Origin of the sequence: Lacimicrobium alkaliphilum, from assembly GCF_001466725.1 — a bacterium.
In the GTDB taxonomy this organism is placed as follows: domain Bacteria; phylum Pseudomonadota; class Gammaproteobacteria; order Enterobacterales; family Alteromonadaceae; genus Lacimicrobium; species Lacimicrobium alkaliphilum_B.
The window spans coordinates 1,986,462-2,013,184 of the sequence record NZ_CP013650.1 but is presented as its reverse complement, the minus strand read 5'-3'; the positions used below and the strand labels follow the sequence as shown (position 1 = coordinate 2,013,184).

The 26,723-nt window shown below is 50.4% G+C and carries 30 protein-coding genes and 1 tRNA gene; 12 read left to right on the top strand and 19 right to left on the bottom strand.

Annotation, left to right across the window (positions count from 1 at the left end; genetic code table 11):
* The first annotated feature begins 142 nt into the window (after positions 1 to 142).
* On the top strand, positions 143 to 526 hold the full coding sequence (locus tag AT746_RS09190) for a hypothetical protein (protein ID WP_062479521.1): 384 nt from the start codon (positions 143 to 145) through the stop codon (positions 524 to 526).
* 60 nt (positions 527 to 586) lie between these two features.
* Here the strand turns inward: AT746_RS09190 and phrB are convergent, their stop codons facing one another.
* From phrB to thrS, 9 genes are all read right to left on the bottom strand, one after another.
* The gene (gene phrB / locus AT746_RS09185; RefSeq protein ID WP_062479518.1) at positions 587 to 2,026 is read right to left on the bottom strand and encodes a deoxyribodipyrimidine photo-lyase; all 1,440 of its coding nucleotides are present in this window, start codon (positions 2,024 to 2,026) and stop codon (positions 587 to 589) included.
* Position 2,027: 1 nt separating this feature from the next.
* The gene (locus tag AT746_RS09180; RefSeq protein WP_062479515.1) at positions 2,028 to 2,978 is read right to left on the bottom strand and encodes a YbgA family protein; all 951 of its coding nucleotides are present in this window, start codon (positions 2,976 to 2,978) and stop codon (positions 2,028 to 2,030) included.
* Between the two features lie 232 nt (positions 2,979 to 3,210).
* Positions 3,211 to 3,507 (bottom strand): integration host factor subunit alpha, encoded by a 297-nt coding sequence (locus AT746_RS09175; RefSeq protein WP_062479512.1) that lies wholly within the window; start codon positions 3,505 to 3,507, stop codon positions 3,211 to 3,213.
* Between the two features lie 3 nt (positions 3,508 to 3,510).
* Positions 3,511 to 5,904, bottom strand: coding sequence for a phenylalanine--tRNA ligase subunit beta (gene pheT / locus AT746_RS09170; RefSeq protein WP_062479509.1), 2,394 nt, complete (start codon positions 5,902 to 5,904; stop codon positions 3,511 to 3,513).
* 10 nt (positions 5,905 to 5,914) lie between these two features.
* The gene (pheS, locus tag AT746_RS09165; RefSeq protein ID WP_062479506.1) at positions 5,915 to 6,895 is read right to left on the bottom strand and encodes a phenylalanine--tRNA ligase subunit alpha; all 981 of its coding nucleotides are present in this window, start codon (positions 6,893 to 6,895) and stop codon (positions 5,915 to 5,917) included.
* Between the two features lie 220 nt (positions 6,896 to 7,115).
* Positions 7,116 to 7,472 carry a 50S ribosomal protein L20 gene (gene rplT / locus AT746_RS09160; RefSeq protein ID WP_062479503.1) on the bottom strand — a complete coding sequence of 119 codons (357 nt, stop codon included), beginning with the start codon at positions 7,470 to 7,472 and terminating at the stop codon, positions 7,116 to 7,118.
* A gap of 20 nt (positions 7,473 to 7,492) precedes the next feature.
* A complete protein-coding gene (gene rpmI, locus AT746_RS19635; RefSeq protein WP_082633207.1) occupies positions 7,493 to 7,690 on the bottom strand; it encodes a 50S ribosomal protein L35 in 198 nt (65 codons plus the stop codon).
* A gap of 84 nt (positions 7,691 to 7,774) precedes the next feature.
* A complete protein-coding gene (gene infC, locus AT746_RS09155) occupies positions 7,775 to 8,317 on the bottom strand; it encodes a translation initiation factor IF-3 (RefSeq protein WP_082633206.1) in 543 nt (180 codons plus the stop codon).
* A gap of 19 nt (positions 8,318 to 8,336) precedes the next feature.
* Positions 8,337 to 10,253 (bottom strand): threonine--tRNA ligase, encoded by a 1,917-nt coding sequence (thrS, locus tag AT746_RS09150; RefSeq protein WP_062479499.1) that lies wholly within the window; start codon positions 10,251 to 10,253, stop codon positions 8,337 to 8,339.
* A 212-nt stretch (positions 10,254 to 10,465) separates the two neighbouring features.
* Between thrS and AT746_RS09145 the strand changes: the two genes are divergently transcribed.
* From AT746_RS09145 to AT746_RS09125, 5 genes are all read left to right on the top strand, one after another.
* A complete protein-coding gene (locus tag AT746_RS09145; RefSeq protein ID WP_156413662.1) occupies positions 10,466 to 11,089 on the top strand; it encodes an START domain-containing protein in 624 nt (207 codons plus the stop codon).
* A gap of 69 nt (positions 11,090 to 11,158) precedes the next feature.
* Positions 11,159 to 12,016 (top strand): fructosamine kinase family protein, encoded by an 858-nt coding sequence (locus AT746_RS09140; RefSeq protein ID WP_062479492.1) that lies wholly within the window; start codon positions 11,159 to 11,161, stop codon positions 12,014 to 12,016.
* A gap of 54 nt (positions 12,017 to 12,070) precedes the next feature.
* Positions 12,071 to 12,820, top strand: coding sequence for a pteridine reductase (locus tag AT746_RS09135; protein ID WP_062479489.1), 750 nt, complete (start codon positions 12,071 to 12,073; stop codon positions 12,818 to 12,820).
* 82 nt (positions 12,821 to 12,902) lie between these two features.
* Entirely contained in the window at positions 12,903 to 13,103 is a 201-nt protein-coding gene (locus AT746_RS09130; protein WP_062479486.1) for a CPXCG motif-containing cysteine-rich protein, read from the top strand.
* A gap of 12 nt (positions 13,104 to 13,115) precedes the next feature.
* A complete protein-coding gene (locus AT746_RS09125) occupies positions 13,116 to 14,105 on the top strand; it encodes a DUF3080 family protein (protein ID WP_062479483.1) in 990 nt (329 codons plus the stop codon).
* Here AT746_RS09125 and AT746_RS09120 read toward each other — a convergent pair.
* From AT746_RS09120 to AT746_RS09110, 3 genes are all read right to left on the bottom strand, one after another.
* Positions 14,082 to 14,840 carry a prenyltransferase gene (locus AT746_RS09120; RefSeq protein WP_257721082.1) on the bottom strand — a complete coding sequence of 253 codons (759 nt, stop codon included), beginning with the start codon at positions 14,838 to 14,840 and terminating at the stop codon, positions 14,082 to 14,084. The two genes, AT746_RS09125 and AT746_RS09120, sit on opposite strands and share 24 nt — an antisense overlap.
* Positions 14,841 to 14,991: 151 nt before the next feature.
* On the bottom strand, positions 14,992 to 15,432 hold the full coding sequence (locus AT746_RS09115) for a DUF1772 domain-containing protein (protein ID WP_062479477.1): 441 nt from the start codon (positions 15,430 to 15,432) through the stop codon (positions 14,992 to 14,994).
* A gap of 507 nt (positions 15,433 to 15,939) precedes the next feature.
* Positions 15,940 to 16,031, bottom strand: a tRNA-Ser gene (locus tag AT746_RS09110).
* Positions 16,032 to 16,257: 226 nt separating this feature from the next.
* On the opposite strand from AT746_RS09110, the gene AT746_RS09105 reads away from it, so the two are divergent.
* From AT746_RS09105 to AT746_RS09085, 5 genes are read left to right on the top strand one after another with little or no spacing between them, the layout of a single operon-like run.
* Complete coding sequence (locus AT746_RS09105; protein WP_062479476.1) at positions 16,258 to 16,926, top strand: Bax inhibitor-1/YccA family protein; 669 nt, start codon at positions 16,258 to 16,260, stop codon at positions 16,924 to 16,926.
* A gap of 54 nt (positions 16,927 to 16,980) precedes the next feature.
* Positions 16,981 to 17,367, top strand: a complete 387-nt coding sequence (tusD, locus tag AT746_RS09100) for a sulfurtransferase complex subunit TusD (RefSeq protein WP_062479475.1) — start codon at positions 16,981 to 16,983, stop codon at positions 17,365 to 17,367.
* Positions 17,364 to 17,729 (top strand): sulfurtransferase complex subunit TusC, encoded by a 366-nt coding sequence (tusC, locus tag AT746_RS09095; RefSeq protein ID WP_231731051.1) that lies wholly within the window; start codon positions 17,364 to 17,366, stop codon positions 17,727 to 17,729. The genes tusD and tusC overlap by 4 nt, the downstream gene beginning before the upstream one ends.
* On the top strand, positions 17,729 to 18,004 hold the full coding sequence (gene tusB / locus AT746_RS09090) for a sulfurtransferase complex subunit TusB (RefSeq protein ID WP_062479474.1): 276 nt from the start codon (positions 17,729 to 17,731) through the stop codon (positions 18,002 to 18,004). The genes tusC and tusB overlap by 1 nt, the downstream gene beginning before the upstream one ends.
* On the top strand, positions 18,004 to 18,342 hold the full coding sequence (locus AT746_RS09085) for a TusE/DsrC/DsvC family sulfur relay protein (protein ID WP_062479473.1): 339 nt from the start codon (positions 18,004 to 18,006) through the stop codon (positions 18,340 to 18,342). Before tusB ends, AT746_RS09085 begins: the two co-directional genes overlap by 1 nt.
* A 19-nt stretch (positions 18,343 to 18,361) precedes the next feature.
* Here the strand turns inward: AT746_RS09085 and AT746_RS20170 are convergent, their stop codons facing one another.
* From AT746_RS20170 to lrp, 7 genes are all read right to left on the bottom strand, one after another.
* Positions 18,362 to 18,496, bottom strand: coding sequence for a hypothetical protein (locus AT746_RS20170; protein ID WP_257721081.1), 135 nt, complete (start codon positions 18,494 to 18,496; stop codon positions 18,362 to 18,364).
* Between the two features lie 281 nt (positions 18,497 to 18,777).
* On the bottom strand, positions 18,778 to 20,067 hold the full coding sequence (gene serS / locus AT746_RS09080) for a serine--tRNA ligase (protein ID WP_062479470.1): 1,290 nt from the start codon (positions 20,065 to 20,067) through the stop codon (positions 18,778 to 18,780).
* Between the two features lie 9 nt (positions 20,068 to 20,076).
* Entirely contained in the window at positions 20,077 to 20,475 is a 399-nt protein-coding gene (gene crcB / locus AT746_RS09075; RefSeq protein ID WP_062479468.1) for a fluoride efflux transporter CrcB, read from the bottom strand.
* The gene (locus tag AT746_RS09070; protein ID WP_062479465.1) at positions 20,456 to 21,775 is read right to left on the bottom strand and encodes a replication-associated recombination protein A; all 1,320 of its coding nucleotides are present in this window, start codon (positions 21,773 to 21,775) and stop codon (positions 20,456 to 20,458) included. Before AT746_RS09070 ends, crcB begins: the two co-directional genes overlap by 20 nt.
* Positions 21,776 to 21,787: 12 nt before the next feature.
* Positions 21,788 to 22,405 carry an outer membrane lipoprotein chaperone LolA gene (gene lolA, locus AT746_RS09065; RefSeq protein WP_062479461.1) on the bottom strand — a complete coding sequence of 206 codons (618 nt, stop codon included), beginning with the start codon at positions 22,403 to 22,405 and terminating at the stop codon, positions 21,788 to 21,790.
* Positions 22,406 to 22,498: 93 nt separating this feature from the next.
* Positions 22,499 to 24,847, bottom strand: a complete 2,349-nt coding sequence (locus tag AT746_RS20235; RefSeq protein WP_062479459.1) for a DNA translocase FtsK — start codon at positions 24,845 to 24,847, stop codon at positions 22,499 to 22,501.
* Positions 24,848 to 24,937: 90 nt separating this feature from the next.
* Entirely contained in the window at positions 24,938 to 25,423 is a 486-nt protein-coding gene (gene lrp, locus AT746_RS09055; RefSeq protein WP_062479456.1) for a leucine-responsive transcriptional regulator Lrp, read from the bottom strand.
* Between the two features lie 127 nt (positions 25,424 to 25,550).
* On the opposite strand from lrp, the gene ald reads away from it, so the two are divergent.
* On the top strand, positions 25,551 to 26,681 hold the full coding sequence (gene ald, locus AT746_RS09050; RefSeq protein ID WP_062479453.1) for an alanine dehydrogenase: 1,131 nt from the start codon (positions 25,551 to 25,553) through the stop codon (positions 26,679 to 26,681).
* Positions 26,682 to 26,723 lie beyond the last annotated feature (42 nt).

Sequence of the window (26,723 nt, the reverse complement as noted above, 5' to 3'; positions counted from 1 at the left end):
ACAAATGGGGTGAAAATTAGACATTAAAAAGCAAACAAGGTATATATACTCATTCTGCCTTGTTAAAGGTATACATACCCATTCTGCGTTTTTAATCACTCAAAATAAAGGTACTGATAAAAGTATTAAGAGATCTCTAATTATGAGTAAACTGGATAAAGAGCAAGTCATAGAAAAATTCACCGCTGCCTATAAAGCTGCGAAGGGTAAAGCACCAAAACTGGAAGCCAAAGGCGGCTGGTACAGCGTAGATGGCGGCAAGAATATGCGCCTGGCTCAGTTGGAAGAACTGGCCGATTCACTCTCTGCGGACAAGAAAACCAAAGCTCCGGCTGCAAAGGCAGAGAAAGCGGTTGAGAAAAAGGCTGCTCCGGCCAAAGAAAAAGCCAAACCTGCTGCGAAAAAAGCAGCAGCACCGGCAAAAGCCAAGAAAGCTAAAAAAGCCAAAAGCTCTGACTTTTCAGTTAAAGCCATGTGGGCCGAACAACTGACGAATAAAGATCATCAGTGTCGCCTGCCCCGGTAAGAAACCGGTAAGGAAAACTCTGAACAGAAAAAAAGCGGCTGACAAGCCGCTTTTTTTGTCTTATTTCTGAGACTCTGTGGACGACCTGAGAAAATTCGCAAATTGAGCCTTGGTCTCACTCACAGCCTGCTTATGTTCAACCACAGGCACCGGATAATTAAGGCTGGCAGCCTCTGACCATTTTTGTGGCTCATGCAGGTATTTTTTCGGTACAGCCGATAGCTCAGGCACCCATTTCAATAAAAACTCGCCCTCTTCGTCGTAGCGCTTACCCTGGCTGGCCGGATTAAATATACGAAAATAGGGAGCGGCATCAGTACCTGTGGATGCGCTCCATTGCCAGCCACCGTTGTTGGAGGCAAAATCGCCATCAATAAGCTTATTCATAAAATAGTCTTCACCCCAGCGCCAGGGCAATCGCAAATGCTTGGCCAGAAAACTCGCAACCACCATCCGCAACCGGTTATGCATCCAGCCCGTTTGATTCAGGCAGCGCATGGCTGCATCCACAATAGGATAACCGGTCTGACCTTCACACCAGGCTTTAAACAATATCTTGTCTGATTGCCAAGCAAAGCTATCGTACTTAGTTGAAAAGCACTGGTGCCGGCAGACATGGGGAAAGTGATACATCACATAGCGATAAAAATCCCGCCAGGCCAGTTCCTTCAGCCAGGTATAGGCACCACCACCAGGTTCAAACAGCTTATCACCAAAGCGGTTAAGCATGGCATTAGCGACCTGCACCGGGCTTAGCGAGCCCATTGAGAAGTATGGTGAAAGCTTACTGGTACCAGGTTGTGACGGAATATCCCGCAGCTCGTTATATTCAGCCACATCCTCCTCAAGATATCCGGACAAGCGCTGCAATATCGCCTCCTGAGCAGCAGGCCAGTCATCAGACTCCTGGGTTAACAACCCGGATATCAAATCCTCATCGGTGCTCAGACTTTGCTTAAATATCTGACTCTGACTGACCTTTTTAATGCCGGGAACCGGCATTAATGTAGATTTAAGTTGCTCCAGCCAGACCTTAAAATAGGGCGTGAACACCTTGTAGGGCTCAGCGCTCTGATTCAGAATCTTATCCGGGCGACAGGCACAGGTATCATGAAACACACCAGATTCGACGCCTTCTTCAGCCAGCCTGACCTTAACCGCTTTATCTCTGTTGCGCTCATCCAATTCATACTCGGCGTTAAAGTACAGCTTGGTAATGTCATGTTCCCGGCATAATGTTGCCAGTGTCTCAGGAATATCAGCAAAGGTTGGTACGCTGACCAGATTCAGCCCGATGCCTCTGGCCTGTAACTCATTTTTCAGCTCCAGTAGTCTGCGTACCAGCAAATCCAGTTTAATGGTGGCCAGACCATAATGTTGCCATTGCTTGTGAGTAACAAAAAACACTGCACTCACCTCACTGTGATGCTCAGTCGCATAACTAAAAGGTGAATGCCAGACAGATCTCAGATCGCTTCTTAACCAGACTAAGGCAGACATATTAGCCCCTTAACCCCAGCGCTTCAGGATAAGGCTGTAAATAACGCTGTTGCTGCAGATAGCTATTAGGATGGTTTTTAAGATGATGGCGCAACAAAGTCACCGGCGCCATTAAGGGCAGATAGCCGCGCCGGTATTTATCTATCTGTTCAGATAATTCCTGCTTATCCGCTTTATCCAGCTGCTTTTTAAAATAGCCCTGAAAATGCATCAGCACATTAGTATGTTTACGCCTGTTGGTGGGCTTGCTCAATGCATGCATCATCAATGTCAGGTACTGGCGGGCGGTGACCTCTTCCTGACCTTTGGCCCCGGCAACCAACCGGCCCAGAGCCTGATAAGCCTGAGGGTTGTATGCCATCACCAGCATTTTGTACTGGCTGTGAAAACCCACCAGAGCTCCGGTGCTGAGCTGTTCAGTAACCTGCTGGCGAAAATCATGATAGGCGAATAAACGGGTGATAAAACTCTCTCTTAACCCCTCGTCATTCAGGCGACCATCTTCCTCCATTGGCAGGTCAGGAAATTGTTGTTTGAGCAGTTGTACAAACAGCCCCTGCCCCTTGCGGTGCAGCAATTCGCCCTTATCTGAGTAAACCTTGATTCGCTCCATACCACAACTTGGAGACTTGGCCGCCAGAACATAACCATCGAGTTTGCTTAGTTGCGGTAATCTTGCAGAAAAAAACGCCTGCATTTTGTCGGTATGATCCAAATTCGCATCGCGACTGTCGGTCAATCGCTGCTGCTCATCTATCTCTCTGATATGAATAGTGGGTCTGGGCACCGGCATGCCAATACCCATCTCCGGGCAGGCGGGCACAAAACGGACAAAATCAGCCAGCGAATCCGTAACAAAAGCCGAGCGTTTATGACCGCCGTCATAACGCACTTTTTCTCCCAGCACACAACTGCTGATGCCGACTAAAGGTTTATTGATGGTATGAGCCATGACATTAACACTACCTGAGTTTAACAGCGGGCACCTGAACGCCCACAGACTGATTTAATCAACCTTGTACGTTAATCCGGGGCTTAAGATCAATCTGTCTACGCACTAAACACCGGTAAATGTCCGGAGCGTTTCAGGCGATCTTCAGCTGACTGGCGCATAGTGTGATCTGCATAAACGTAGAATACAAAAAACGCACCTTTTAAGGTGCGTTCTGTATTTTATAGTCAGCTCAGCTTAGGGGCTTACTGCTTTCAACCCGGCTTTTCAGCTTCTGTCCGGGTCGGAAAGTCACTACCCGACGGGCCTTGATGGGAATGTCTTCACCGGTTTTAGGATTTCTCCCGGGCCGTTCGTTCTTCTCACGCAGATCAAAGTTGCCAAATCCTGATAATTTGACCTGTTCACCGGATTCCAGCGCTTCTCTGACTTCCTCAAAAAACGCTTCCACCAGGTCCTTAGCATCACGTTTGTTAATGCCTAGTTTTTCAAACAAATGTTCCGCCATATCGGCTTTGGTCAGCGCCATAATTTAATCCCTCAGAGATGCACCAAATTTTTCTGACAATGCAGCCAGAATACGTTCTACCACAGCCTGAATCTCATGTTCTTCGAGAGTTCTCGCCGGATCCTGCAGAGTCATTGATATTGCCAGACTATGGTGCCCTTCGGCAATACCTTTACCCTTATAGATGTCAAACAAGTTTAGGCCAACTAGTTGATTTCCGCCAAATTTTTCTATGCATCGTAATATATCTCCCAATGCATGCTGTTCATCGACAACAACAGCGATATCCCGCCGGTTCGCAGGGTAACGGGAGATCTCCTCAGCCTGGGGAAGACTGCGCTGACACAAAGCCTCAAGTTCGATTTCAAACACAAAGGCCCGGCCATTTAACTTCAGCGACTTCTCAAACTGTGGATGCAAGGCACCAAGTATGCCTATCTGACGATCTCCACGATACACCGCTGCAGCCTGCCCAGGATGCAATGCACTATGCTGAACCGCCTTAAAGCTGAAAGATTGCGGCGCAGAGGTTGTTGCCAACAGGCTCTCAACCGCCGCTTTCAGGTCAAAAAAGTCCACTGCAGTGGTTTGCAGATCCCAGTGTTCAGCCTGGCGTAATCCCGCCATCACCCCACCGATCACCGCCTGCTGGCGAACGCCAGTGGTTTCACTGCTATCCGGCACAAAGCGCAGGCCAGTCTCAAACAGCGCCAGCGTCGATTGCTGACGCTTCTGATTGTAGGACACCGCCTGCAACAAACCGGGCCACAGGCTGACCCGCATAGAGGACATGTCCACAGAAATAGGATGAGGCAGGTCCAGAGGCGTTAAATCAGGGAACAGGCTCTGCTGCACTTTAGGATCGACAAACGAATAGGTAATAGCCTCCTGAAAGCCAGCACTGATAAGACGCTGCTTCAGCAGGCTAAGGGGCGTTTGCTGCTCGGGCTGGCCATTCATTTTCAGACTGGCAACCGGGGCCACTTCCGGCACATTATGATAACCGTAGACCCGTGCTACTTCTTCAATCAGATCTTCTTCAATACTGATATCAAAACGATAGGAGGGTACACTGACCTGCCAGCGCTGCTCGTTTTCACTGTAACTGACCTCAAAGCCCAGGCGTTTGAGAATATCGCTGACCCTGTCGGCGTCGATATGAAGTCCTATGACCCTATCCAGCCTGTCACGACGCAAACTCACATTTGCCGCCGCCGGCAAATCGGCCTGACTTTTCGCCTCAACCACAGGGCCCGGTGTACCGCCGACTATCTCCAGCAATAAAGCCGTGGCCCGTTCCATGGCGTCGCGCTGAAGCTGTGGGTCAACGCCGCGTTCATAACGATGGGATGCGTCCGTATGCAGACCATACTGGCGGGCGCGGCCCATGATGGCATCAGGGGCAAAAAATGCACTTTCCAGGAAAATATTACGGCTGTTATCGGTAACACCTGAGGCTTTACCGCCGAAAATACCGGCCATAGCCAGAGGTTTCTTCTCATCGGCAATCACCAGCGTATCGGTATTCAGTCCGACCTCTTCACCATCCAGTAGCACCAGTTTTTCCTCTGGCGTGGCCAGCCGTACCAGAATATCGCCCTCAAGCACATCGTTATCGAAGGCATGCATGGGATGACCCAGCTCCAACAATACATAGTTGGTCACATCCACCACAGGATCGATGCTGCGAATACCACTGCGACGCAGTCTTTCTTTCATCCACAGCGGTGTGACGGCGTCCATATTGATATTTTCGATAACCCGGCCCAGATAACGGGGGCAGGCTGAAGGGGCCTGCAAGGAAATATTGCGTTTACTGTCGCTGACCGGCGCCACAGGCTCAATCGCCAGGTGATTGACATCGGTCCGGGTCAGTACCCCAACCTCTCTTGCGATACCCTTAATACCCAGACAATCTGCGCGGTTTGGGGTCAGGTCCACTTCGATGCTGATATCATCTAATTGCAGCAATTGGCGAAAATCAGTACCCACAGGGGTATCGGCTGGCAGTTCCAGAATGCCATCGTGATCATCAGAGAGGCCCAGCTCAGACCAGGAGCAGAGCATGCCATTGGAGGGCTGGCCACGGAGTTTGGCCTTTTTAATCTTAAAATCGCCAGGTAATACGGCACCAACAACGGCGACCGCCACCTTCAGTCCCTGACGGCAGTTCGGCGCGCCGCAGACGATATCCAACAGCTCACCCTGCCCTGCGTCCACTTTGGTTACCTGCAATTTATCCGCATCAGGGTGCTGGCCACATTCCACTACTTCACCCACCACGACACCGGAAAATGCCGGAGCAACAGCCTCAGTGCCATCCACTTCCAGCCCGGCCATAGATAACTGTTCGGCCAGTTCGTCGCTGGATATTTGCGGATTAACCCAGTCTCTTAACCACTTCTCACTGAATTTCATTCACCGAATCCTAATTAAACTGTTTCAAAAAGCGCAGATCATTTTCGAAGAAAGCGCGCAGATCATTGACCTGATAGCGCAACATGGTCAGGCGTTCAACACCCATACCAAAGGCAAAGCCGGTATATTGCTCGGGATCGATATTCACCGCTTTAAGTACATTTGGATGAACCATGCCGCAACCCAGCACTTCCAGCCACTTGCCGTTCTGCCCCATCACATCCACCTCAGCGGAAGGCTCAGTGAAGGGAAAGTAAGAAGGCCGGAAACGAACCTGCATTTCCTGTTCGAAGAAATGATTAAGAAAGTCATGCAGAATGCCTTTAAGCTCGGCAAAGCTGACGTTCTTGTCCACCATCAGCCCTTCTACCTGATGAAACATTGGCGTGTGGGTCTGATCGTAATCATTACGGTAAACACGGCCCGGAGAAATGATCCTCAGCGGCGGCTTCTCCGCTTCCATGGTGCGGATCTGCACACCTGAGGTCTGCGTACGCAGCATCAGGTCAGGGTTAAAATAAAAGGTATCATGATCGGCCCGCGCCGGATGATTGGCCGGAATATTCAGGGCATCGAAGTTGTGAAAACCGTCTTCAATTTCCGGACCGGATTTTACTGCAAAACCCAGTTCACCGAAAAAGTCTTCAATACGGGCGATAGTGCGACTGACCGGGTGTAAACCACCAGGCTGTCTGCCCCTGCCTGGCAGAGTGACATCGATCTTTTCCTCTGCCAGTCTGGCATCAAGTTCCTGACGACGGAGTAATTCACCGCGCTGATTGATTAAAACCTGAATATGCTGTTTGGCTTTATTGATTCGTTCACCGGCAGCCGGGCGCTCTTGTGCAGAAAGTTTGCCAAGCCCCTTAAGCAATTCAGTCAACCGGCCTTTCTTGCCAAGGTACTCGACTCTGACTTTGTCCAGACTGTTCAGATCTGCTGCATTGCTGATCTGCGCTTCGGCCTCTTTGCTGATCGCATCAAGATCCATGTCTACTCCGAAAAATAAGCAATCGTGAGAGGGTCACGAGAGAAAAATAAAAGAGGGATTTTACACGAAAACGCCGGTTTTTCACCAGCTTATCGCTACACTTTCGCATTGTTGTAACTATTCTGCGCAAGCAAGGAATGTAGTTCTGATTCTGGAAAAGAAAACGGGGAGCATCCGGCTCCCCGTTTCCCAAGAAAGAACTTAAGCTTAATGGTTTAAATTAAGCTAATGCGCCTTTGGCAGTTTCTACCAGTGCGCTGAAAGCTGTTTTGTCATGTACAGCGATGTCGGCCAGGATCTTACGATCAATTTCGACAGACGCCTTTTTCAGACCGTTAATGAAACGGCTGTATGACAAACCATTCTGACGGGAGGCCGCATTGATACGTGCAATCCACAGTTGACGGAATTGACGTTTCTTCTGACGACGGTCACGGTATGCATACTGGCCGGCCTTGGTAACCGCCTGTACAGCAACGCGATAGACCCGTGAACGGGCTCCGTAATAACCTTTGGCTTGCTTCAGTACCTTTTTATGACGGGCACGTGCAATAACACCACGTTTTACTCTTGCCATCTTTTAAGTCTCCTTTGTGCTTAAGCGTACGGCAACATGCGTTGGATTAACGCAGTATCCGAATCATGGGCCAGTTTTTTACCACGCAAGTGGCGTTTACGCTTAGAGCTCTTCTTGGTCAGAATGTGACGCAAGTGAGACTGTTTTGTTTTAAAGCGACCGGAAGCTGATTTTTTGAATCGCTTCGCAGCACCGCTGTTACTCTTCATTTTAGACATTGCTAAAACTCCGCATTGTTAATGTTAAAAACCAGCAGCAAGGTGATTTTAGTGCGCAGTCACCAAAATACTTGTAAACCTTTACTACTTCTTAATGGGGGCCAGCACCATGATCATCTGTCTGCCTTCCACCCTTCTGGGGAAAGACTCGCAGGTGGCCAGTTCTTCCAAATCGGTTTTAATCCGATTGAGAAGATCAATGCCAATCTCCTGGTGTGCCATTTCACGGCCGCGGAAGCGGATCGTGACTTTGGTTTTATCACCCCCTTCGAGAAAGCGACGCAGGTTGCGCAGTTTGACCTGGTAATCGCCTTCATCAGTGCCAGGGCGGAATTTCACCTCCTTGACCTGAATTTGCTTTGTCTTTTTCTTTTGCTCTTTCTGAGCCTTACTCTTTTCGAAAAGGAATTTGCCGTAGTCCATGATCTTACAGACTGGCGGCTCGGCATTGGGGCTAATCTCAACCAAGTCCAGCTCTACTTCAGCTGCTTTTTCCAATGCTTCAGTCAGAGATACAATCCCCAACTGATCACCATCCATACCGATCAAACGAACTTCTTTTAGTTTTATTTCTTCGTTAATGCGGGCTTTTGCCGAATCTTGACCCCGATTGTTAGCGCCTTTAATGTGCTATTCCTCCACGAAATTAATCAATTAGTTTGCTATCGACCTGTTGTGTTGCAAGCTTAATAAAGTCTTCAACACTCAATTTACCCAAGTCCTCACCTTTGCGCGTCCGTACTGCTACCTCGCCAGCTTCCATTTCTTTATCACCGACAACCAGCATATACGGCACTCGCCGTAAAGTGTGCTCGCGGATTTTAAAGCCTATCTTCTCATTTCTCAAGTCAGACTTTGCTCTAAGTCCCGATTGTTGTAACTTTTTCACCACATTACGTGAATATTCACCCTGATTATCGGTAATATTTAGTACCACCGCCTGAGTCGGCGCCAGCCATAATGGAAACAACCCCGAATACTCTTCGGTCAGTATACCGATAAAACGCTCCAGTGACCCCAGAATCGCACGGTGGATCATCACCGGCACCTTACGCTCGCCATCTTCGGCCACATAAGTGCTGCCAAGACGGCCCGGCATCGAGAAATCAAGCTGAATAGTACCGCATTGCCAGGCACGCTCCAGACAGTCATGCAATGTAAATTCAATCTTGGGGCCGTAAAAGGCGCCTTCTCCGGGCAGATACTGGAACTCAATGTCTTTGGCCTGCAGTGCTTCGGCCAGTGCCTTTTCTGATTTATCCCAGATTTCATCGCTGCCCACGCGCTTTTCAGGGCGGGTAGAGAGCTTTACCGCAACCTTTTCAAAACCAAAAGTCTTGTAGGTTTCATACACCATATCGATACAACTGCCGACTTCAGCGAGGATCTGCTCTTCGGTACAGAAGATATGTGCATCGTCCTGAGTGAATCCACGTACCCGCATCAATCCGTGCAATGCACCGGAGGGCTCATTACGGTGACAACAGCCAAATTCGGCCATCCGCAAAGGCAGATCGCGATAGGATTTCAGCCCCTGGTTAAAGATCTGTACGTGGCCAGGGCAGTTCATGGGCTTAATGGCATATTCACGCTTTTCAGATTCTGTGGTGAACATGTTCTCGGCGTACTTGTCCCAGTGACCGGACTTCTCCCACAAAGAGCGGTCCATCATCAACGGGCCTTTTACTTCGTCGTATTCATATTCGCGCAGTTTTTCACGAATATACTTTTCCAGCTCGGTGTAGATAGTCCAGCCATCGTTGTGCCAGAACACCATGCCCGGCGCTTCTTCCTGCCAGTGGAATAAATCCAGTGCTTTGCCTATTTTACGGTGATCGCGTTTTTCCGCTTCTTCCAGGCGCTGCAAATAGGCCTTGAGTTGCTTCTTATCGGCCCAGGCGGTGCCATACACCCGCTGCAACATTTTATTGTTGCTGTCACCGCGCCAGTACGCGCCTGCCACTTTCATTAACTTGAAGTGCTGGCAAAACTTCATGCCCGGCACATGAGGGCCGCGGCACATATCGGTATATTCCTGATGATGATACAGCGCCGGCTTGTCGTCGCGGCTGATATTCTCATCCAGAATCTGCATCTTGTAGGGTTCGCCCCGCTGCTCAAAAGTATCTCTGGCCTGTTGCCAGCTGACCACCTCTTTCACCACCTCGTATTGGGTTTTAGCCAGTTCGAGCATGCGCTTCTCTAGTTTATCCAGATCGTCCTGACTCAGGGCATGATCCAGGTCCACATCGTAATAGAAGCCATTGTCGATAACCGGGCCAATGGCCATTTGTGTATCAGGCCACAGCTGCTTAATGGCGTGACCCAGCAAGTGGGCACAGGAATGGCGGATGATCTCCAGCCCCTCATCATCTTTGGCAGTAATGATCTGTAAGCTGGCATCATGGTGAATAAGATCGCAGGCATCGGTCAGTTTTCCATCTACCTTGCCGGCAATGGTGGCCTTGGCCAGGCCCGGGCCGATATCATTGGCTACATCTAACACAGAAACGGGTTGTTCAAACTGGCGTTGACTGCCATCGGGAAGCGTAATCAGGGGCATGTAAATTCCTCAACAGTGGTGACACAAACCAAGCGCCACTTGTTTCTTTTAATCAATAAAAAACACCCTGGCGGGTGTTGATACAAAATTCATTTATCAGCATCGTTGTCTGCTACAATCAGACATGTACCCCGATATAGCGTATAAGGCGGTTGCAGTGCGTTTATCTGCCATATCAGGATCCGGCCAACTATATCCATTTCGGCACTCAGATGCAATTTTCACTGTTATTGACGCTACTTTGCTGCGCCTTGTTTATCGAGGCTGCATGTCTTACCCCCTCACAGGGATGGGAAGAGCGTAAGGCAGATGAAAATGTCGAAGTCTATGCCCGAAGGGCGGGAAACAGCTTTGAAATTCTCGCCATCACCCGGGTGAAAAGCGCTCCTGAAGCCTTTCTGACTTTACTGAGAGACACCGAAAAAGCCCCTGAATGGATCCATAGCGCCAGACAAGTCACTTTGCTGGAACAACCCAAAGCAAACGAAGATTTAGTGCACACGATCTTTAACGCCCCATGGCCGGTAAAGGACAGAGATATGGTGACGCTTTCGCGCATTGTCAGTGCCCCTGATGACTCAGAACTGAGAATTGAAATTTCCGATGCCAGTGACCGTCACCCTGTTACCCCCGAAACGGTCAGAATGCTGAACGTTAATGGCTTATGGCGCCTGCTACCGCAACAGGATCACACTCTGATTTGCTATCAGGGAAGTGGTGATGCAGCGGGCAATATCCCCCGATGGTTGTCACGTTCTCTATTGGTTTCAGGTACTTATAAAACCTTCAACAATCTCGCAGATAAACTGGGCCAGACAGAGACGGTAAAGAAATAGAAAATTTTTGATCACGGCCCTGACATCTGTTCCATACTAAGAGCAAGTTTCATCTTATATTCAGTTCCTATGTGGCACTTTATCAGTGAACAGATCAGCGAGCAGCTGGGACAGGATTTTATCTGTGATGATATTCGCCAGTTACACGAGCAATTCTATACCCGCGCCTTTCGCATTACCGACGGCCAGCGCCGTTTCTTCGTCAAAGTCGCAGATACTTCAGAGCTCACACGACTTGAAACAGAAGCGGCCGGCCTGGAAAAGCTGAATCAGGGACAATTCTTCAAAGTACCTAAGGTTATCTGCGTAGGCAAAACCTCCCAGTCCGGATTTCTGGTACTGGAGTATTTGCATATGCAGGAGGGTAGCCACGAACAATGGCATCTGTTCGGGCAACAGTTGGCCAGACTGCATCAGTCAGATCATCAGCAGATGTACGGCTGGCAGGAAGATAATTACATCGGTGCCACCCTGCAACCCAACGGCTGGCAAAAGAAATGGTGTCAGTTTTTCGCTGAGCAGCGCATCGGCTATATGCTGCAATTACTGGTTGAGAAAGGCGTTCTGAAGGTCGATGTCGACAAGGTAGTTGAACGGGTCAGACAATTACTGGCAGGCCATACTCCTCCGGCCTCACCGCTGCACGGCGATCTGTGGCAGGGAAATACCGGGTTCTGGAAAAACAAACCAGTGCTGTACGATCCGGCCTTTTATTTCGGTGACCGGGAGACAGATATTGCCATGACCGAATTTTTTGGCCGTTTCCCCGAGGCCTTTTATCAGGGCTATGAAGAAATCTGGCCCTTAAGTGACCAGTACCAGTATCGCAAACCTGTTTACCAGCTTTATCACAACCTCAATCACGCTCTGTTATTTGGGGGCCAGTATATCCACAGTGCCCAGAGCCAGCTAAATAATATGGACTAACAGCGCGGCTTTGCATACTGTGCCCCGTATTCTCCATCATCCATCTGTACCTTTATGCAAGACACACAAAAAGTGATTTTCATCAGTGGCAGCGCCAAACGCCTGGGAGCCGCCATCGCCCGCTTTGTTCATCAACAGGGCTATCGCGTTGTACTGCATTGTCAGCATTCGCTGGATGAAGCTAAAACGCTGCAACAGACACTTAATGCCCGGCGCAGAGGGTCTGCAGCGCTGGTCAGCGGGGATCTTTGTGAACACCGGGATTTAAGCCGGTTGGCAGAGGAAATTCCTGCGGCATTTGGCCGCCTGGACGGATTAATCAACAACGCCTCAGCTTTTTATCCGACCCCCATAGGTCAGATTAAACAGCAGGACTGGCATACCCTGATGGGCAGCAACGCTATGGCGCCGTTATTTTTATCTCAGGCCCTTAGCGACGAGCTTAAAAGCCGGCAAGGCACTATCATTAATATGGCAGACATTCATGCATTGCGGCCGTTACCTGCACACAGCGTATATTGCATGGCCAAATCGGCACTGGTGAGTATGACTGAATCTCTGGCAGTGGAACTCGCACCGGATATCAGAGTCAACGCTATAGCTCCCGGTGCCATTTTATGGCCGAGTAAAGAGATCTCTGAGCAGGAAAAAAGCGCGGTGCTGGCAAAGGTGCCTTTGCAGCGCATGGGTGGCATAGAGGACATTACCGGCGCAGTAGGCTTTTTGCTGAACGCTGCTTACGTAACCGGCCAGATCCTGAAAGTAGATGGTGGCCGCAGCCTTGCTGGTAACGGTCCTCTTTAGTGTATTTCAGAGAGATTAGAGGGATAAGTTCAGCGGCACTTTGAGGTCAGGAATATTAACCCATCAAAAGCAGGAGAACAGCATGAAAGCAAAAAACGTTCATGTCGATTGCCCCCATTGCGGTCATGGAATGCATTTACTCCTTGATTACAGCCAGGGTGATCAGGATTACTATGAAGACTGTACAAATTGCTGTCACCCCATACGCATTACCCTGCATGTGGACGAAGAACATAGCAAGCTCAGTTACCGTATTAACGCCGACGACGAGCAATACTACTGACAAGGGGCAACCTTGCCATTTAAACCGCTGATACTGATAACAACCATGATTCTGAGCGGCTGTAGTTTTCAGGCCGATATTAATGACACCACCGGGGAATACAGTCAGCGTCTGGCAAGCGTGCTGGATCACCCTGGTGCAGAACTTGCCGATATGCCCCCTTTGCCTGTGCCGCCCAAACAGCAGACATCAAAAGATACGCTCCAAATCAGCATCAAAGACTTTTATCAGCTCAGGGACTGCAGCCTCTACAGCCTTGTTGCTGAGCGCAACACCGCGCTGGGGAAAATTCAGGCGCCGTCGCAGCGATATATTTATGAGCTTAAGCTGCTGCAGGCCTTACAGTCATGTCTGAACAGCACACAAGATGCTGCACTTAAACAGCAATTACGCCACTGGCAACAACAAAAGCAAACTGCACTGAACCTTCAGTGGCAACGCCTACTTGAAAGTGAGGAAATTCGCCATGCCCTTGGCCGCAACAGCGGCTGGGTGCAGAGCAAACAAACTGACCGCCTGAGTGAAACCCGCCAGTCTCTGCAATACCTGCTGAGCTTAAGCCCGGAATCAGCACAGCCGCATCACTCAGGTGAACTGGAACAGCACCTGCAACAATTACAACAGGCACGTTTGATGGCACGGGTATTCAGGACCCAGCGAATGCTTCAGTTACACCTGAGTGCGCTGACCCAATGGCTGCACGCCAGAGATATACAATGCCCGGATGGTAAGGCGCTGGAGCAGGTGAAATATCTGCGTAACGTATTCGGGCTGTTTTTTGTTAAGCAAATTCAGCCCCTGGCAAGTCGGACCAATGATATCTATTACCAGCTCATGCCGCTGTGGCAATCATTACTGCAGGCACACCCACCGATGAGTGACTGGCTGGATCAGCGTCAGACTGAGTTTGAACACTACCGTCACAGCCTTAGTGAGCATATAAGGTTCTGGCAGGTATTGTTTGAAAAGTGCAATCTATCACCCCCGGCCAATCAGCCATAATCCCGTCAGCACCGGCACCAACAAGGTCACCATCACATTTAAGGCCATGGTTTTCTGAAAGCCCGCTGCCTGATAGTTTTCTCTGACAAGGCCGGACAACACCTTTATATTCAGTAGCAATGGCAACATTAGTAACCAAGACCATCCCCTGCCCTGAGCCATCAGCAGAACCACTATCAACGTAAGTCCGCAGCATAAGCTAAAGAATGCGTAGATCCGGTTACTGGCTTTTGTGCCATAATGACCCGGCGCGGTACGACGGCCATGTTCGCGATCAGCTTTAATATCCGGGTATTGGTTTACCAGTAAGAGATTATTAACCAGAAAAAAGGGGAGCAGTGACACAACCAGCCCAAACAGCTCCAAACGCCCGGTCAGCACATATATTGAACCGGTCACCATCACAATACCAAAACCCGTGCCCGGTGCCATTAAACACACCAGAGGCATGCGGTTAAGCCAACGTGTGTAGCTGAGAATAAGTGTCACCGCCAATAATCCCATGCCATAGGCTAGCCAGCCCATGCCATTGACCAGATACAAACCCAGTGATACGCAAAGCACCAAGCTGACCACAGCCATCACTAGCACGGCAGGCGCAGCCTGAGGATGCTCAGGCAAGGCGCCACTGCCACCGCTGAAAGGGGTTTTGATGGTTTTGAAATCCAGACCTGAGCGAAAGTCCTGATATTCATTCAGGCAATTAACGCTGATATGTCCAAACAATGCACACAAGAGTATCTGGGCACTTTTGGCCAGTCAATTGTGCCCTGCAGATAACAGGCGGTAGTCACAGCCAGAAAAATAACCGAGACACTCAGCAGCAGAAATCCAGGTCTAAGAGTTTTCAGCAGCGTTATAGCCATATTGCGTTTTGTTTTAATCGCTAACGCCCTACCAATTGAGCCAGCATTAAACAGGATGACAGTAAAGCCAGTACACTTCTGACACCATGTAATCTGCCCCAGCTTTCAAGTAACCTGCGCGTACGCACTGATTCCGGCTCAAGATCTGTGCGCTGCAGTTCAACATTTACCGGCATAATCACGGCAAAGGTAAAAGGGACAACCAACAGAATCAGTACACCGGCAAATAACCATGCCAGACTGCCATTTAACCACCAGACCCAGGCTGCAGCAAAACCACTGATCAGCGCAAGCGGCGCCTGCATTCGCGTAGCCCGTTTATAACTGGGCAGCCACACAGACAACGCAATGGAATTGGAAAAACTGAGGCGGGTGGGATGTTCCACTAAATTAATATACACCGCCGCGCCGGTAAAAATCAGCGCGCAAGCAATGGCAACAAACTGAACTGCTGCAAGCATCGATAACTCCTTTTATCTGGATTGGTAATACCTGCTGGCAAGCATAAATGGATTGCCGAGGTGGAGTAAAGCGCTTTACGTAACAAAGCGTTACATCTGTTTTGGGAAAGGAGTGAAGCAAATAAAAATGAACACCATGTTGAGCCGTGAGGGATTGTGAAATACGTCCCTGTATTTCGTCGCTTCGCGACCAGCCTTCGGCTGTCCAAAAATGTTCCCTACATTTTTGTCGAACCGAGGGGTTCGAACCAAGTCCTCGACTCGACCGCCTTAAACGAAAAAAGCCCCGATGAACAGCTGCTGAGCTGAGCATCTGAGTTAGCTGATGCACCGTGAGGGATTGCGAAATACGTCCTTGTATTTCGTCGCTTCGCGACCAGCCTTCGGCTGTCCAAAAATGTTCCCTACATTTTTGTCGAACCGAGGGGTTCGAACCAAGTCCTCGACTCGACCGCCTTAAACGAAAAAAGCCCCTGCGGACTGCGCAGGGGCTTTTTTCGTTTAATATGGCGGAGAGTGAGGGATTCGAACCCCCGGAAGGTTTGACCCTTCGCCTGATTTCAAGTCAGGTGCATTCAACCGAGCTCTGCCAACTCTCCGTTTAAGTGGGGCGTATCCTAATGAGCTTTGTGAATATTGTAAAGTCTAAATTAAACTAATCGTCGCCGAGTGACGTATCTTTAACCAGATTGCTGTAGTATTCAGCAATCTGACGGATATGTTGGTTGCCAGTTACGGTATTGCTTGAAAAACGGAACTAAAGGCCATACAAATACGTCATAGAGTACGGTTGAATTATTTAGCCTGTTAAACGCGGAGTAAAAAATGGAACAAAGAACCCTTCATAGCAGTTCATCGCAGGTTTCTGCGCTACAGACTAACAAGGTCTTGCGCAATACCTACAGCTTGCTGGCGATGACGCTGGCCTTTAGCGCCGTATGTGCTGTTGCAACTATGGCAATCGGTATTTCTCCACTGGCTTCTATCGCCATGAGTATCGGCGCCTTTGTATTGCTGTTTGTGGTGCATAAGAAAGCAGATTCTGCTTCCGGTATCTTCTGGGTTTTTGCCTTTACTGGTTTACTGGGCGGCTCGCTCGGTTACACCCTCAACTACTACGCCGGATTCGCCGGTGGCCCGCAGTTAATTGCTCAGGCCTTCGGTGCCACAGCCCTGGTGTTCTTTGGTCTGTCTGCTTATGCGCTGACCACCAAAAAAGACTTCTCTTTTATGGGCGGCTTTCTGATGATCGGCCTGATTGTGGCAATTGTGGCGGCTATTGCTAATATCTTCCTACAAATTCCGGCCATGAGCCTGGCTATTAGTGCCGGCATCGTGCTGATCATGTCTGGTTTTATCCTGTTTGATACCAGCCGTATCATCAACGGTGGCGAAACCAACTATATCCGTGCCACGGTCAGTCTGTACCTGAGCATCTACAACCTGTTCGTTTCTATCCTGCACCTGCTGGGTGCTTTCGGCGGCGACGACTGAGCGTAACCCTTTTACCGGATACGCCCCGCACTGCGGGGCGTTTATTTTTCAGCCATGGCTAAATTTTCTCTTGTCGTAACCTCCTCCCCCTTTGATCAGCAAGGTGCTGCCAGCGCGCTTAATTTTGCACGGGCGGCCCTTGATGCCGGACACCAGCTCAGCGGGATCTTTTTCTATCAGGACGGTGTACACAATGCCAATGCCCTGCAATCCGTTCCTGGTGATGAGTTCCAGCCCTACTGTGCCTGGCTGGAACTGGCGCAACAGGGTATTCCCCTGCATGTGTGTGTCAGTGCTGCGGCCCGCCGTGGGGTCATCAGCGAAACCGATGCCGCTGAACAGGGCATACCAGGGAGCAGTCTTAAACCTCCCTTTCAGGCCAGTGGTCTGGGCCAGCTGATCGAGCTGATGAATGAGGCTGATCGGGTAGTACAATTATGATGTCATTACCTTCGCTCGCTATTATTAATCGGCATCCGCCTCATGGTACCTCTGATGGTCAGGAGGCACTGGATCTGGCGCTGGTTAGTGGCACCTTCGGGCAACCGGTGACGCTGTTTTTTATCGGTGATGGCGTCTACCAGCTGTTAAAGAATCAACACAGTGTGGCGATTGGCCGTAAAAACTACAGCAAAACCTTTGCTGCGCTGGATTTTTACGATGTCAGTCAGCCGGTGGTCTGCACTGACAGCCTGGCGCAACGAGGTATAAATGCTGAGGATCTTTGTATTCAGGCCGATCTGCAGTCACCGCAGCAATGGCGCGCCGTGCTGGCCAAATTTGATCATATAGTGAATTTCTGATGATTCTGCATATCCTTACCCAAAGCCCGGCCACAGACGCGTTCAGCCAATGCCTGAGCGCCATTGAGAAGAGCGATGGCGTATTACTGATTCAGAATGCTGTCTATGCACAAAGGGGCAAAGATTTAGCCAACACAGGCATAAAAAACATCTACGCGCTGAGGGAAGACAGGCAAGCACGTGGATTAGATGGCGCTTGTGAGGGTATTGAAGTTATCGACTATGCGGGCTTTGTAGCGCTTACCCTGAAATACGACAAAACGGTAACCTGGTAATGACACAAGAGATTGAATTTGAGGGCCGCAGGATTGCGCTGGATAAGTCCGGTTATCTTAAAGATCATCAGGAATGGAACGAAGCGTTAGCGGCCACATTAGCAGAAAAAGAAGGGATTGAAATGAGCGAGGCCCACTGGGAGGTGGTGCGTTTTGTCAGGGAATTTTACCTTGAGTTTAATACCAGCCCGGCGATCCGTGCACTGGTCAAAGCCATGGCGGCGAAGTTTGGCCCGGAAAAAGGCAACAGCCGCTATCTGCATCGCTTGTTCCCTGATGGGCCGGCTAAACAGGCCACCAAAATCGCAGGGCTACCCAAGCCAGCCAAATGCCTTTAATTATCTGTGCGGACTGGTATTACATGGCAATCAGGCCATTATAAACCGCCACAAACGCCAGCCAGAACAGATACAGCACCAACCCCATGGTAATGATCATGGTGGTGTAATACAGCAGCTTCATCAAAAGCCGCACATCTGAGGTTACTTTCATTAGTGTCACTACGCTGCTTACTTATTGTTATTAAAGCACAAACGCCATCAATCAGCATTAATACCAACAGACGTGTGTAATGGACGGCTCGGACCGTAGGTCGGGATTTATCCCGACATCATATGTTTGTCGGGCTCGTCGACGATATGTTTCCCTGCAACGTCGACATACCGTCCATCCATGGACATCGCCGAAAAAATGTTCCTGACATTTCCGGCATACCGTCCATCCATGGACATAAAGTCCGGCCTATAGCCTTGTAAACCTCAACATTTCGCTGCTCAGACTATCTTTTCCAGACCACCCATATAAGGACGCAACACATCCGGTACTTCAATACTGCCATCTTCCTGCTGATAGTTTTCCAGTATCGCCACCAGTGTACGCCCAACCGCCAGGCCCGAGCCATTTAAGGTGTGCAGCAGCTCCGGCTTGTTGGTTTCCGGGTTACGGAAACGCGCCTGCATCCGGCGCGACTGGAAATCCAGCATATTAGAGCAGGAGGAAATTTCACGGTAGCAGTCCTGTGCCGGCAGCCACACTTCAAGATCATAGGTTTTACAGGCGCCAAAGCCCATATCTCCGGTGCACAGCAGCATTTTCCGATAGGGTAACCCCAACAAACGCAATACCTTTTCCGCATGTTCTGTGAGTTCTTCCAGTGCCTCAAAGGACTTTTGCGGGTGAACCAGTTGCACCAGTTCAACCTTGTCAAACTGATGCTGACGGATCAGCCCGCGGGTATCTCTGCCGTAAGAGCCCGCTTCGCTGCGAAAACAGGGCGTGTGGGCCGTAAGACGCACAGGCAGCGCATCGGCAGGGAATATTTCATCCCGGCCAATATTGGTCAGTGGCACCTCAGCGGTGGGGATCAGAGACAAGCCCTGCCCTTCTTCTGTGGCAGGACCGGTATGAAAAAGATCTTCACCGAACTTTGGCAACTGCCCGGTACCGGTGAGGCTGTCAGCATTGACCAGATAAGGCACATAGACTTCCTGATATTCATGCTCATTGGTATGCAAATCGAGCATAAACTGTGTCAGTGCACGGTGCAGACGGGCAATTTTGCCGCGCATCACCACAAAACGCGAGCCGCTGAGCTTTACCGCCGTCTCAAAATCCAGCCCTTTGCCCAGCTCAGCCGCCAGATCCACATGATCTTTCACCTCAAAACTAAACTGGCGGGGCTTACCCCAACGTTCGATTTCGACATTTTCCGATTCATCTTTTCCGGTTGGCACTGACTCATGGGGCAGGTTCGGCAGCGTCAGAGACAACTGGTTTATCTCGTCGAGTAACTGGCTCAGCTCAGCTTTGGCCGCATCCAGCTCATCACCTAACTGGCCCACTTCAGCCAGCAAGGGGGCGATATCTTCACCGGCCGCCTTAGCCTTGCCGATGTTTTTTGAGCGCACATTACGTTCATTCTGCAGATCCTGAGTACGTACCTGTAAGGCTTTGCGCTTTTCTTCCAGTTGCTGAAACTGCTGTATATCCAGCTCAAAGCCACGGCTTAGCAATCTTTCACGGGTTTGCTCAATGTCATTACGCAAATATTTAGGATCTAACATGCTCTGTGATTAACCTTTCATCATAATCAATTTAATGCCTAACCAGGCCGCCAGCAGGCAGGCAAACAGGTTCAACAGGATATTCATACCAGCCTTCAGCCAGGCCCCTTGCTGCATCAGCAACAGGGTATCCAGCGAGAAGGTGGAAAACGTGGTCAGGGCGCCAATAAAACCGATGCTTAAAAACGTACGCCAGGGGTGCCCGGCGACATATTCGCTCTCAATCAGCCCGTAAACGATGCCCAAAAGGCAGGAGCCCAGAATATTGACCGCTAGTGTACCAAAGGGGAAACCTTTGCCAAACCATTGCAACGCCATTTGGGAAATAAAATAACGCAGGCAGGCCCCCAGGGCGCCGCCAAGGGCTATAACCATATACAGCCCGAGACTACTTGTAGCGCTGAACATCGCTTTGCTGATCCTGTTGAGCTAAGTGCTCCAGTTTGGCGCGAATTTGCTTTTCCAGGCCCCGTTCACTGGGCTGATAGTAGCGTTTTTCCTGTATCTCTGGTGGCAAATAGACCTCTCCGGCGGCATAGGCACCCGGCTCATTGTGGGCATAGCGATACTGCTCACCAAAGCCCTGCTCTTTCATTAATTTAGTCGGCGCATTGCGTAAATGATGGGGTACCTCATAATCGGGTAAGTCCTTCGCATCAGCCTTGGCCTGACTAAAGGCCATATACACGGCATTGCTTTTGGCCGCGCAGGCACAATAAATCAGCGCCTGGGCAATCGCCCGTTCGCCTTCTGCCGGGCCCACTCTGTGATAAATATCCCAGCCGTTTAAACAGATCTGCAGCGCTCTGGGATCGGCATTGCCGATATCTTCTGAGGCAATGGCCAGCAGGCGTCTGGCAATCACCAGCGCATCGCAACCGCCCTCGAGCATTCTTGCATACCAGTACAGGGCGCCATCAGGGCTGGAGCCTCTGACGGACTTGTGCAAGGCCGAGAGCATGTCATAAAACTGATCGCCGCCTTTGTCAAAACTCATGACTTTGCCGCCAACCGCTTCTTTGATCGCCTCGGTGTTGATCTGCCCCTGCTGAGCAAAATCCGCCGCCAGCTCCAGGTAATTCAGCAATCTGCGTCCATCACCGCCTGACAATTCACATAACAGCGCTGCCGCCTCATCCTCCAACTGAATCTGGCTGAACTCTTCGCTAGCCAGGGCGCGTTGTAACATGGCGCTGAGGTCTTCACGGGTGAGCTTTTTCAGCACATACACACGGGCACGGGACAGCAGTGCACTGTTAAGCTCAAACGACGGGTTTTCGGTGGTGGCGCCGATAAAGATGACGGTGCCATCTTCAATATGAGGTAAAAATGCATCCTGCTGACTTTTATTAAAGCGATGCACCTCATCCACAAACAACAGGGTCTTTTTGCCCATTGAGGCCGCCTGATGGCGGGCACTCTCTATGGCCAGACGAATATCTTTGATCCCCGAGGTCACCGCGGAAATGCGCTCCACATGGGCATCCACATAGTGGGCGATCAGCTCCGCCAGGGTGGTTTTTCCGGTACCCGGCGGGCCCCACAGGATCATGGAATGGGCCTTGCCCTGCTCCAGCGCCGCACGCAGCGGTTTTCCCGGCCCCAGAATATGCTGCTGGCCCATATAATCATCAATATGAACAGGCCGCATTCTGGCGGCCAGTGGCACAAAGGGTTTCTGCTCACCAAAGTCAAAAGACTGGCTCATTCCCCGCACCTTCTAGCGCTGATCATCAAGCTCATAACCTTCCGGCAGGGTGAATTCGAACAATTCAGGAGCCAGTGCAATATTGCTGGCAATCTGGCTAAAGACCATTTGGGTGCGCTGCTGCTGGCGATCCTCAAAGGTCAGTTGCACCAGCACATCATCCTCAAAGGTAAGGCTTAAACTGGCAACCTGACTGTCTTCGGATTCACTTTTTATCACGAAACGATCAGGCTCTGGCTGGCTTATCTGAAAGGACTGCCAGTGATCGCTGTCTGGTTCAGCCAGCAGAATCAGCGGGTTGCCCTGCACAGCCAGGCTCTGCTCATAGGCAATCACCTGCTCCATAAAAGGATCGATATGCCAGACTGTGTCACCGTCGGCAATAAGCGTCGTTTCATCAGGTTCATAGAGTTGCCAGCGCATTTTGTTGGGTTGCTGCAACTGCAGTTTACCCGTTGCCGACTGCAGCAATTCTCCCTGCATATCCGTAACCTGCTGTTCAAAGCCGGCCTCAAAACTGTGCAGTTCACTTAGCCGGGCCTTTAATTCAGCGGCGCTGTTTTCTGTCTCAGAGGCCGCGGAAGGAAGCGACAATACCAGAGCACATACACACAGAAACTTTTTAATCATTCGTTTAACAACCAATTTTTTAAAACACCATTGTCGACATTGAAGCTGAGTACAGCCTGAACAGGAGATTTACCAACTCAACAGCGAGAATTCTCATGGAGGTGGCGGTGCCAGTACTTCGCGGTTGCCATTGTGCCCCTGGGCACTGACCACACCAGAATGTTCCATTTGCTCGACAATACGGGCCGCACGGTTATAACCGATGCGAAACTGGCGCTGTACGCTTGACACCGAGGCGCGACGATTCTGGGTCACAAAGGCTACCGCCTCATCATAAAGGGGGTCAGACTCATCATCCCCTTCCGCCTGCTCGCCGGGCAACATGATCTCACCACTGCCCTCGCCGGAGAGAATTTCATCGATATAATCGGGTTTGCCGCGTTTTTGCCAGTCGGCCACCACCGCATGCACTTCATGATCGTCAACAAAGGCACCGTGAACACGGGTCGGCACACCGCTGCCCGGAGGCAGATAAAGCATATCACCGGCTCCCAGCAAGGCTTCGGCACCCTGCTGGTCTAAAATGGTTCTCGAATCAATTTTCGATGACACCTGAAAGGCAATACGGGTAGGGATATTGGCCTTAATCAGACCGGTGATCACATCTACTGAAGGGCGCTGCGTGGCCAGGATCAGATGAATACCGGCGGCACGGGCTTTTTGCGCGATACGGGCAATCAGCTCTTCAACCTTTTTGCCTACGATCATCATCATATCGGCAAACTCATCCACCACCACCACGATACTCGGCAGTTTTTCCAGATCCGGTGCTTCAGGCTCCATGCTCTGTTCCGGCTTCCACAGCGGGTCTTTAATCGGTTCACCCCGCGCAATGGCATCAGCAATCTTGGCGTTATAGCCCTTAAGATTACGTACGCCTAAGGCCGACATCAGCCGATAGCGGCGCTCCATTTCTCCCACACACCAGCGCAGCGCATTGGCCGCCTCTTTCATATCGGTGACCACCTCAGCCAGCAGATGGGGAATGCCTTCATAAACCGACAATTCCAGCATCTTGGGGTCGATCATGATCAGGCGCACGTCTTCGGGGGTAGATTTGTACAGCAGACTGAGGATCATCACATTGACCCCCACCGACTTACCCGAACCTGTGGTACCGGCAACCAGCAAATGAGGCATACGGGCCAGATCCACCACTACGGGTTTACCGGAAATATCCGTGCCCAGCACCATGGTCAGATTAGAGCCGGACTTCTGGAAGGCATCACATTCGATGACCTCAGACAAACGCACCATTTCACGGTTTTTATTCGGTAATTCCAGGCCGATTACCGATTTTCCGGGGATCACTTCCACCACCCGTACAGAGATAGCCGATAAAGCCCGGGCCAGATCTTTGGACAAGCCGGATATCTTGCTGACCTTTACGCCAGGCGCCAGATCCAGCTCAAAACGGGTGATCACCGGCCCCGGATACACCCCCACCACTCTGGCTTCGATGCCAAAGTCCATCAGTTTGGCTTCCACCAGACGGGATACCGACTCCAGCTCTTCCTGAGTAATAGGGTTTTTAACCTTGTCGGGTCTGTCGAGCAACTCCACTGTGGGCATCTCCCCCACCGCTTCAGAGCCTTGGGTTTGTGGTTGTTCCTTAATATTTTTTGCCGGTGCTTTGGCCGCTTTTCTTTTTACAGCAGGCTCATTGTAAACCGGTTCACTGATAACAGATTCATCGGCAAAGCCTGATTCGAGCACAGGTTCACGCTTGGATTGAGTAAATGCAGCGAATGCAGGCTCTGTATTTGACGCCCCATTATGCTGAGGATTGTCGTCTTTTTGCCGTTTCAGCGGATTAAAACTGAGCCTTGGCAGGCCCGGCATATTGGCCCCCTGAACTTTTGCGGGCAGCCGCATCAGGCCATTTACTGCAGTTATAGTGCCGGCCCCTGTGGTATCGATAATTGCCAGCCAGGAAATCCCTGTCATCAGGGTAAAACCGGTACAGAAAAAGCACAGTAACAATAAGATGGTGCCGGCCAGATTAAAATATGGCAGCAGTCGGGAACTGATCACATCACCGACAAAACCGCCGGCTGAGAACACAAAGAGATCATCGAAATTAAGACTGGCCAGCCCGGTAGCACCCACCAGCAGCAGAATCACGCCAATTAGGCGCAGACCTATAGTCAGATAATCAATTTCGGAGAGTTGCTTGGTCTGCTGGAATAAAAACCAGCCGAATAACGCGGCCCCAAACGGAAAAAGGTAGGCGATATAGCCAAAGCTGTTGAGCAGGATATCGGAAAACCAGGCTCCGACGGGGCCTGCTGCATTTTCTACTTGTTCACGGAAGCCGGCCTGACTCCAGCTTGGATCAGCGGGGTCAAATGAAGCCAGAGCGAGCAACAGAAACAGGGCAAAGACACTGCTTACTATCATGCCCACTTCCATAATCCTTTGGGTACCGGAAAGTCGCGCCATAGAGGTTTTCGTAATCATTATTGTCAGACTGCAATCAGCCCTAAAAGATACCAGTCATGGGGGTAAAATCCTAGCGTTGAAAGTTCAACGTTACTTCAGGCTTATTTTAATGGTACTGGTATGTTTAACTTCTTCCATCACTACGTAGGTGCGGGACTCGCTCACACCTGGCAGCCTCAGTAAGGTGTCGCCCAGCAGTTTGCGGTAGCTGGACATATCCGCCACGCGAGCCTTGAGCAGAAAATCAAAATCCCCGGAAACCAGATGGCATTCCTGAATATCCTCATGCCTTTTCACTGCAGCAGAAAATTCTTCGAAGATATCTACCGAGGTCTTGGTTAATGTAATCTCCACAAACACCAGCATGGCTGCTCCGAGCTTGGTGGGATCGAGCCGGGCATAGTAACCAAGAATATAGCCTTGTTGCTCCAGACGCCGCACACGCTCAAGGCATGGTGTCGGGCTCAGGCCCACTCTGCGCGACAGCTCTACATTAGATATACGACCGTCTTTTTGCAGCTCTACAAGGATATTGCGGTCAATACGATCGAGATGTTTAGGTGTTTTTACCAGCATATATTCATCTGACGAACCGATTTATAGCAGCACTATATCCTGATTCTGAATTATATTCAGTACAACCTGCTGAAAAACTTACCCTATACTTCGCCTTTACAAAATTGTTACCAAGGTGAGATAAAGCATGTTGATCGGTGTACCCAAAGAAATAAAAAACCATGAATATCGCATTGGCCTGACCCCGGCCGCCGTTAAAGAATTTGTCACCCATGGTCATCAGGTGATTGTAGAAAATAACGGTGGCGCCGCCATTGGTTTTACCAATGAGCAATACGTTGCCGCTGGCGCCAGCATTATCGATACGCCGGAAGAGATCTTCGCCAAAGCTGACATGATCGTAAAGGTCAAAGAGCCTCAGCCCCATGAGTGCAAGATGCTCAGAAAAGGCCAGACCCTGTACACCTTTTTACACCTGGCACCGGATCCTACTCAGACCGAATTACTGGTCGCCTCAGGTGCAACCTGTATCGCCTATGAAACTGTAACCGATAACCGCAACGGCCTGCCTCTGCTGGCGCCAATGAGCGAAGTAGCCGGACGTATGTCAGTGCAGGCCGGTGCTCATTATCTGGAAAAAGCCCATGGCGGCAGCGGCACCCTGCTAGGTGGTGTGCCCGGTGTAGCCCCTGGTAAAGTGTTGGTGATTGGTGGCGGCGTGGTCGGTACCAATGCAGCAAAAATGGCCTTAGGCCTTGGCGCCGATGTGACCATTCTGGATCGTTCCCTGCCCCGTTTGCGTGAACTGGATGATATTTTCAATGGCCAGGTGAAAACCGTATTCTCTACCGTAGATGCTATAGAACATTATTCTGCGCACGCTGATTTGGTGGTTGGCGCGGTACTGATCCCCGGGGCTGCAGCGCCTAAACTGCTGACCCGCGAGCATATCCGCAATATGAAAGAAGGTTCTGTGGTAGTGGATGTGGCCATTGACCAGGGCGGTTGTTTTGAAACTTCCAAAGCCACAACCCATCAGGACCCTGTATATACCATTGATGGTGTGGTGCATTACTGCGTGGCTAACATGCCAGGCGGTGTGGCCAGAACCTCAACCATGGCGCTGAATAACGCCACTCTGCCCTTCGGTCTGGCGCTGGCCAATAAAGGCCCGAAAAAAGCCATGCTGGAAGACCAACACTTACTCAATGGTCTGAATGTGCACGAAGGGAAAGTGACCTACAAAGCGGTTGTCGATGCCTTAGGTGAAAAACTGGGGCTGACATACGAAGACCCCCACACCGCGTTAAATGGCTGAATTAGCCTGTAAAAAAAAGCGCCCGAGGGCGCTTTTTTTTGT